This window comes from Brevundimonas sp. (genome assembly GCF_032107865.1).
Classification (GTDB): Bacteria; Pseudomonadota; Alphaproteobacteria; order Caulobacterales; family Caulobacteraceae; genus Brevundimonas.
Window position 1 is genome coordinate 1 of sequence record NZ_DAMCNG010000132.1, and the last position, 7,766, is coordinate 7,766.

The window sequence follows — 7,766 nt, forward strand, 5'->3', positions numbered from 1 at the left end:
GCCGGCCTGGGCCGCCTGCAGGGCGCCGGCGGCGCTCTGGCTGGCGCCGACCAGGCGGTCCATTTCCTGCCGCGTCGCGCCCAGGCCCTGGACCACGCCCGCCTGGACCCGCATCGCGTCCTCGAAACCTGCGACCGACGACCGCCAGCGCTCGCGAGCGCGCGCGACCAGATCCCCTTCTGACGCCGACATGGGGACGGCGCCGTAGCGGCTGTCGAAAGCCGCCTCGATCTCGCGCACGTCATAGGCCAGCGCCTGGGCCTCCGCGAGAAGGCCGCGGGTCCTATCGACTTGCGCCTGCAGGGTCTGGAGCGACGAGTACGGGAGGCTCGTCAGGTTCCGCGCCTGGTTCATGAGAGCGGCGGCTTCATTCTGGAGCGACTGGATCTGGTTGTTGATCTGCTCCAGGGCGCGGGCGGCCTGGATGACGTTCTGGACGTGGTTGGTCGGATCATGAACGACCACCTGGGCCTGGACCGGGAGGTCGCCGCAGAGGAGGACGGCGGCGGCCACAGCGGCAGGAAGGCCGGCCGACAAGGCCATAGGCGAACGCAGGCGTTTCATGACGGGTCTCCGGGTGGTTGTTGGGGAGGGGCTGTCGCAAGTAGGTCTGCGGCCCAGGGCAGGCCGCGATGGCGCAGCCAGGCCGCGCCGAAACTCGCGGGGCCGGCCTGGTCGAGAACCGCCCGGATGGACGCCTGATCCGTCGCCGATGAGGCGGCGCAGAAGGCCAGAGCGACCGGACCGAGGCCGAGTTCGAACAGGCGGTCGCCGGCACGCGACTGGCAGTAGTAGTCTCGCTTCGGCGTCGCCTGGGCGAGGATGTCGATCTGGCGATCGTTCAATCCGAAGCGGCGGTAGACGGCGGCGATCTGCGGCTCGCGGGCGCGGGCGTTCGGCAGGAAGAGACGGGTATGGCAGCTCTCGATGATCGCTGCGGCGATCGCGCTGTTGTCGATGTCGGCAAGCGACTGGGTGGCGAAGACTACCGAGGCGTTCTTCTTGCGCAGGGTCTTCAGCCATTCGCGCAACTGGGCGCCGAAGCCGGTATCGTCGAGGGCGATCCAGCCCTCATCGACGATGATCAGGGTCGGTCGTCCGTCCAGCCGCGCCTCGATCCGGTGAAACAGATGGGCGAGCACCGCGGGCGCTGCACCCGATCCGATCAGGCCTTCTGTCTCGAAGGCCTGGACCGCGCCGACGCCGAGGTGTTCGCGGTCGCCGTCGAGCAGGCGTCCCCATGGCCCCTCCAGGGTAAAGGGCGCCATCGCCCGTTTCACGGCGGCGCTTTGGACAAGGGCGGCGAAGCCTGAAAGCGTACGTTCGCTGGCAGGGGTTCCCGCGAGGCTGACGAGGGCGGACCAGACCTGGTCCTTGATCTCCGGTTCGATCGGCACGCCTTCCCGGGCGAGGAGGTCCATCAGCCAGGCCTGGGCCCAGGCGCGTTCGCCCGGATCGTCGATCCCTTCGAGAGGCTGCAAGGTCAGCCCGCGCTCGCCGCCCAGCATCGCCTCGCCGAGGTCGTGGAAATCGCCGCCCATGGCCAGGGCCGCCGCGCGGATCGAGCCGCCGAAGTCGAAGGCGAAGACCTGGGATGCCGGATAGCGCCGGAACTGGAGGGCCATCAGCGCCAGCAGCACGCTCTTCCCCGCCCCGGTCGGCCCGACCATGAGGGTGTGGCCGACATCGCCGACGTGATGAGAGAAGCGGAAGGGCGTGGCGCCGTCGGTCCGCGCATGGAACAGCGGCGGTCCGTCGAGGTGGGGGTTCCAGTCCGGCCCGGCCCAGACGGCGGACATCGGCATGATGTGGGCGAGGTTGAGGGTGGAGATCGGCGGCGTCCGCGCATTGGCGTAGACGTGGCCCGGCAAGCCTCCGAGCCAGGCCTCGACGGCGTTCAGGCTCTCGGCGATACAGGTGAAATCGCGTCCCTGAATGACCTTTTCCGCCTGCCGGAGCTTGGCGTCGGCGATCGCCGGATCCTCGTCCCACACGGTCAGGGTGGCGGTGACCAGGGCGTAGCCCACGCCATCGGCGCCGAGATCCTGCAGAGCCTGATCGGCGTCCGCCGCCTTGTTGTCAGCGTCGGAGTCCATCAGGACGGCGGCCTCATTGGTCATCACCTCCTTGAGGAGGGCCGCGATCGATTTCCGTTTGGCGAACCACTGGCGGCGAATGCGGCCGAGCAGTCGCCCGGCGTCGGTCTTGTCGAGGCAGAGCGCGCGCGTGGTCCAGCGATAGTCGAAGGCCAGGCGGTTGAGTTCGTCGAGAAGCCCCGGCCAGGTCGCCGTCGGAAAACCGATGACGGTCAGGACCCGCAGATGCGCGCCGCCGAGACGGGGCGCCAGGCCGCCGACCAGAGCCCTGTCGGCCAGCAGCACATCGAGGTGCATCGGCGTTTCCGGCAGGCGGACGGATTGCCGCGCAGTCGAGACCGTGGCGTGAAGGAAGGTCAGGGTGGCTTCGTCGTCGAGCCAGGCCGCCTGCGGCATCAGCCCTTCAATGAGGGCGAGGAGCCGATCGGTCCGGTCGATGAAGCCGCGGACCTGGGACGGCCAGTCCACGCCCTTCTCCGCCTCCCCGTCATAGAGCCAGCGCGCGGCGCGGCCGCGATCCTCGGCCGGCGGCAGCCAGACCAGGGTTAGGTAATAGGCGCTCTCGAAATGGGTCCGGTCGGCCTGGAAGGCGGCGCGCCGCTCCTCTTCCACCAGGCCGGAGACCGGGTCGGGGAAGATGCTGTCGGGATAGGCGGCCGAGGCGTGGCGCTGGGCCTCGACGAAGATCGCCCAGCCGGACCCGAGCCGGCGCAGGGCGTTGTTCAGTCGCCCGGCGACGCCTGACAGTTCAGCATTGGTCGCCGAATCCAGATCGGGGCCACGGAAACGCGCGGTGCGTTGGAGACCGCCGTCCTTGTTCAGGACCACGCCTGGCGCGATCAGGGCCGCCCAGGGCAGGAAGTCGGCGAGTTGTCGCGGCCGGGCGCGATATTCCTGAAGCGAGAACATGATCAGACGTCCAGAAGCGTCGGAAGGCGCAGGTGACGACGCGCGACCTCGACGAAGTCCGGGTCGTGACGCGCGGCGAGTACGCCCAGGGCGTGCCCGACGATCCAGACCGCCACGCCCGCGAGCCACAACCGCAGGCCCAGCCCCAGGGCGGCGGCCAGGGTGCCGTTGACGATGGCGAGCGCGCGCGGCGCGCCGGCCAGGAGGATCGGCTCCACCAGGGCCCGGTGAAGGGGCGCGACGAAATCCTCGGGGATCGGGTCAGCCATCAGACCAGCGCGCCGCCGCCGAAGGAAAAGAAGCTGAGGAAGAAGGAACTGGCCGCAAAGGCGATGGAGAGACCGAAGACGATCTGGATCAGTCGACGCGCGCCGCCCGATGTGTCCCCGAAGGCCAGGGTCAGGCCGGTGACGATGATGATCATCACCGCAATGATCTTGGCCACGGGCCCTTCGATCGACTCCAGGATGGACTGGAGCGGCGCCTCCCAGGGCATGGAGGAGCCGCCGGCCAGGGCGGGCGAAGCGCAGACGGCGGCCAGCGCGAGCAGGACGGCGGGATGGAGGCGGCGTTGATAGGCGGTCATGACGGTGCTCCAGAGGGTATGAAGTCGGAGGGGTCAGGAGGGGACGGGCGAAAGGCGATACCCGCCGTCGGCGTCGAGGCCGCCGACGGCGGCGAGTTCGACCAGACGTCTCTCGGCGCCTCGACCGGCCAGGACAGCGACGAGATGGATGGTCTCGGCGATGAGGGCGCGGGGCGGCACGAGGACCGCTTCCTGGATGAGTTGCTCGAGCCGATGGAGCGCGCCGTGCGCGGATCCGGCGTGGAGGGTGCCGACGCCGCCCGGATGTCCCGTGCCCCAGGCTTTCACGAGATCGAGCGCCTCGGCGCCGCGGACCTCCCCGATGGGAATGCGGTCCGGGCGCAGGCGAAGGGCGGAGCGCACCAGATCGGTCAGGGTTACCGCACCATCCCGGGTGCGCAGCGCCACGGTATTGGGCGCCGCGCATTGCAGTTCCCGGACGTCCTCGATGAGAATGATCCGGTCGTCGCTCCCCGCCATCTCAGCGAGCAGGGCGTTGACCAGGGTCGTCTTGCCGCTGGAGGTGCCCCCGACCACAAGGATGTTGCGGCGCTGGCCGACGGCGTCGCGCAGGCTTTGCGCCTGCCCGGCGAGCATGATCCCGGCGGCGACATAGTCGTCGAGGGTGAAGACGGCGACGGCCGGCTTGCGGATGGCGAAGGCCGGCGCGCGAACAATGGGCGGCAGCAGGCCTTCGAACCGCTCCCCGGTTTCCGGCAGTTCAGCCGAGATGCGGGGACGGGTCTCGTCGACCTCCTGTCCGACGTGGTGGGCCACCAGTCTGACGACCCGCTCGCCCTCGGCGGGCTCCAGGCGATGCGGCGTCAGTTCAAGCCCGCTCGTCAACCGATCCAGCCAGACCCGGCCATCCGGATTGAGCATGACCTCCACCACATCCGGATCCGACAACGCGGCCAGGAGCGCCGGGCCAAAGGCCGTGCGGAGCATTTTCAGGCTGCGCGCTTGCGTGGTCATGGCGGTCCCGTCTGCGAGGACGGATCGGCGGGCGATCCGGACGGGGGCGACAAGAGAACCGCAAATCGCGGGAGTTCAACAAGGCCAAGGGCGTAGTAGGGCCGAGGCGTAGAAAGACAGGCGATCGGCGGAATGACCGACCTCGTCCCTTCGTCCCAGGACGATCAGGGCGAAGGTCAGGACGTCGGTTTCTCGTCTTGCGCATCGCCTATGTCGCTGCGGCTGACGTCAGAAGCCCGGTCGACGACATCGTCCCGCGTCGCGGCTTCGAGCTCGAACGCCAGTTCGCGCGTGAACGACCGTCCGGACGCCAGCCGGCGCCCCAGGTTTTCGACGAAGCGCTCGTAGCGATCCCGCCCTCTCGCACGCGCCGCGGCCTGGGCGGCGTCCGGCAGGGAGGGCGTCGCGGCCATCCAGGTCCGGACGAAAAGCGCCAGCATCTCGACGGCGATTTCGAGATCCCGTTCCAACCGGTCGGCATGGCGATTGAGCCGGTCCAGCCGCCGTCCGAGCGCGGCCTCCTGCTGCTGGGCGGCGTCCGGCGTAAGGAAGCTGGTGATGGCCGCCTCGGCGACGGTCGACTTGGGCACGCCCCGCCGCTTCGCCTGGGCGACCAGGAGGTCGAGCAGTTCCGGCGGGAGGTAGACGGTGAGGAAGGGCTTCTTCATTGCACAGGCCTAGAGCGTGATGCCGTCGTCAGGGTCGAGCGCCGCCTGACGGGCGACGCGCCGCATCCGCGCCTCCAGATCGTCCGGCAGGATGGCGACGCCGTCGTCCTCGTCGAGGTCGGGACCGGGCGGATCTCCGGGGAGGTCTGCGACCACAGGCGTTCGCGCCAGGACGTCGGGCGCCTCCGGATCCTGCTCCAGTCTCAGCCCGCCGTCGTCGGACATCGCCGGCTCCGGCCGCAGTGCGACGGAGGCGGGTGAGGACGTCGCCCAGGGGAGATCCTCCCTCGCGCCCGGGATCGCGCCGCGGGACGCCGGGGCCGGAAGCACGCGCCCCTTGAGCTGACGGTCGGCGTAATACCGCGCCTTCTTCACCCGCAGGGGCGCGCATCCCGACGCCAGAACCAGGGCGTCAGTCGAGGGCAGTTGCATCACCTCGCCCGGGGTCAGGAGGGGGCGAGCCGTCTCCTGGCGCGACACCATGAGATGACCGAGCCAGGGGGATAGCCGATGGCCGGCGTAGTTCCGCATCGCCCGCAGTTCGGTCGCCGTTCCCAGGGTCTCGGAAATCCGCTTGGCGGTGCGCTCGTCATTGGTCGCGAAGGCGACCCGGACATGGCAGTTGTCGAGGATGGCGTTATTGGGTCCGTAGGCCTTCTCGATCTGGTTGAGGCTCTGGGCGATGAGGAAGGCCTTCAGCCCATAGCCCGCCATGAAGGCCAGGGCGGTTTCGAAGAAGTCGAGACGACCGAGCGCCGGGAACTCGTCGAGAAGCATGAGGAGGCGGCGCCGCCCTGCCCGCGCCTGGAGATCCTCGGTCAGGCGTCTGCCGATCTGGTTCAGGATCAGACGGATCAGCGGCTTGGTGCGGCTGATGTCCGAGGGCGGCACCACGAGATAGAGGGAGACGGGCCGTTCGCCGTCGACCAGGTCCGCGATGCGCCAGTCGCACCGCCCGGTCACCGCCGCGACGATCGGGTCGCGATAGAGGCCGAGGAAGCTCATCGCGGTGGAGAGCACGCCCGACCGCTCGTTCTCGCTCTTGTTCAGCAGTTCGCGGGCGGCGGCGGCGATCACCGGATGAGGCCGTCCGTCACGATGGGGCGTCGTCATCATGCGCCGAAGGGTGGCTTCGATCGGCCGTTCCGGATCCGACAGGAAGGAAGCCACCCCGGCCAGGGTCTTGTCGGCCTCGGCGTGCAGCACATGGAGGATGGCCCCGACCAGAAGGGCGTGGCTGGTCTTCTCCCAGTGGTTCCGGCGTTCAAGCGCGCCTTCGGGGTCGACAAGAATGTCGGCGATGTTCTGGACGTCGCGCACCTCGAGCGGTCCCGCCCGCACCTCCATCAGAGGGTTGTAGGCGGCGCTCTGCGCATCGGTCGGATCGAACATCAGGACGGGTCCGAAGCGCGCGCGCCATCCGGCGGTCAGGGACCAGTTCTCGCCCTTGATGTCGTGGACGAGCGCCGAGCCGCCCCACGTCAGGAGGGTCGGCACCACCAGACCGACCCCCTTGCCCGAGCGGGTCGGCGCAAAACACAGCACATGCTCGGGTCCGTCGTGGCGCAGATACCGGCCGTCCATCTCGCCCAGCAGCACGCCGTCATCACCCATCAACCCGGCGGCGCGGGCGTCACGGGCGTCGCCCCATCGCGCGGTGCCATAGGTCGTGGCCGACGCCGCCTCCCGCGAGCGCCAGACCGCCATGGCGATGGAGACGCCGATGGCGACGAGCGCAGAACCCGCCGCAATCGCCCCGCCCTCCAGGAAGAGGCGCGGCGCATAGGCGTCATAGACGAACCACCAGAAGAAGAGGCTCGGCGGGGCGTAGACCGAATGGCCAAGGACCTCGAACCAGGGCGTGCCGAGCGCCGGCTGATAGGCGAGACGCCAGGCGGTCCACTGGGTCGCGCCCCAGACGCCGGCGAGGATGAGACCGAAGACCAGGGTGATCTGGCCCCAGAGGATCTTTCCAGCGGACATGCTGACTCCAGTTCAGGGAGTGGTGCTAATTGCGGGCTCAGCGGCCGAGGGCGCGCGGCGGGCGCCATTCGATCTCGCCCCGGGCGCCCGCGAGTCCCCTGACCGACCGGCCGAGATTTCGTTCGAGCGGAGGCCGCCAGGGCACAAGGCTGAAGCCCGCCCCGTCGTCGATCATGGCGTACCGTCCCGAGGCCAGGTCCAGGCGGCGGCGATAGACGCCCGAGACCTCGTCCCCCTCGGCTGTCGGACGGAAGACCAGGCCGGTCTCATTCCGGAGCCGCTCCGCGACATCGGCGATCTCCCGGGCCTTCAGGGTTTGGAGCAGGCCAGAGGCGAAGCGCACGCCGACGCCACGCCATTCGGCCAGCCCCTCGGCGGCCAGGCGGTCGATGCGCGCTTCGCGGGCGACGGCGACCTCGTCTGCGAAGCCGCCGGCCCCAGGCAAGGGGTTGGGATCCAGCGCACGACGATCCAGCCAGGTCGCGCCCCTGGCCATGATCTGGCCGGTCAGGCCGAGATCGGACACCGTCACCGTCATCGGATGGGCGC

Annotated in this window: 8 protein-coding genes; all 8 read right to left on the minus strand. The window is 69.5% G+C overall.

Going from position 1 to position 7,766, the window contains the following annotated elements; genetic code table 11:
• On the minus strand, positions 1-564 hold a 564-nt coding region (gene trbJ, locus RT567_RS11230), incomplete at its 3' end, for a P-type conjugative transfer protein TrbJ (protein ID WP_313576449.1).
• The gene (gene trbE / locus RT567_RS11235; RefSeq protein WP_313576450.1) at positions 561-3,005 is read right to left on the minus strand and encodes a conjugal transfer protein TrbE; all 2,445 of its coding nucleotides are present in this window, start codon (positions 3,003-3,005) and stop codon (positions 561-563) included. The genes trbE and trbJ, both read right to left, overlap by 4 nt.
• A 2-nt stretch (positions 3,006-3,007) precedes the next feature.
• Positions 3,008-3,274, minus strand: a complete 267-nt coding sequence (locus RT567_RS11240; RefSeq protein WP_200168813.1) for a VirB3 family type IV secretion system protein — start codon at positions 3,272-3,274, stop codon at positions 3,008-3,010.
• Positions 3,274-3,591, minus strand: coding sequence for a TrbC/VirB2 family protein (locus RT567_RS11245; RefSeq protein ID WP_296173019.1), 318 nt, complete (start codon positions 3,589-3,591; stop codon positions 3,274-3,276). Before RT567_RS11245 ends, RT567_RS11240 begins: the two co-directional genes overlap by 1 nt.
• Before the next feature lie 33 nt (positions 3,592-3,624).
• Positions 3,625-4,539: a P-type conjugative transfer ATPase TrbB gene (gene trbB / locus RT567_RS11250; RefSeq protein ID WP_409516170.1), complete on the minus strand. Its 915-nt coding sequence runs from the start codon at positions 4,537-4,539 to the stop codon at positions 3,625-3,627.
• A gap of 203 nt (positions 4,540-4,742) precedes the next feature.
• Positions 4,743-5,234 carry a CopG family transcriptional regulator gene (locus RT567_RS11255; protein WP_313576452.1) on the minus strand — a complete coding sequence of 164 codons (492 nt, stop codon included), beginning with the start codon at positions 5,232-5,234 and terminating at the stop codon, positions 4,743-4,745.
• 9 nt (positions 5,235-5,243) lie between these two features.
• Positions 5,244-7,217 (minus strand): conjugal transfer protein TraG, encoded by a 1,974-nt coding sequence (locus RT567_RS11260; RefSeq protein ID WP_313576453.1) that lies wholly within the window; start codon positions 7,215-7,217, stop codon positions 5,244-5,246.
• Positions 7,218-7,254: 37 nt separating this feature from the next.
• A partial coding sequence (locus RT567_RS11265; protein WP_313576454.1) for a DUF3363 domain-containing protein occupies positions 7,255-7,766 on the minus strand: 512 nt, incomplete at its 5' end.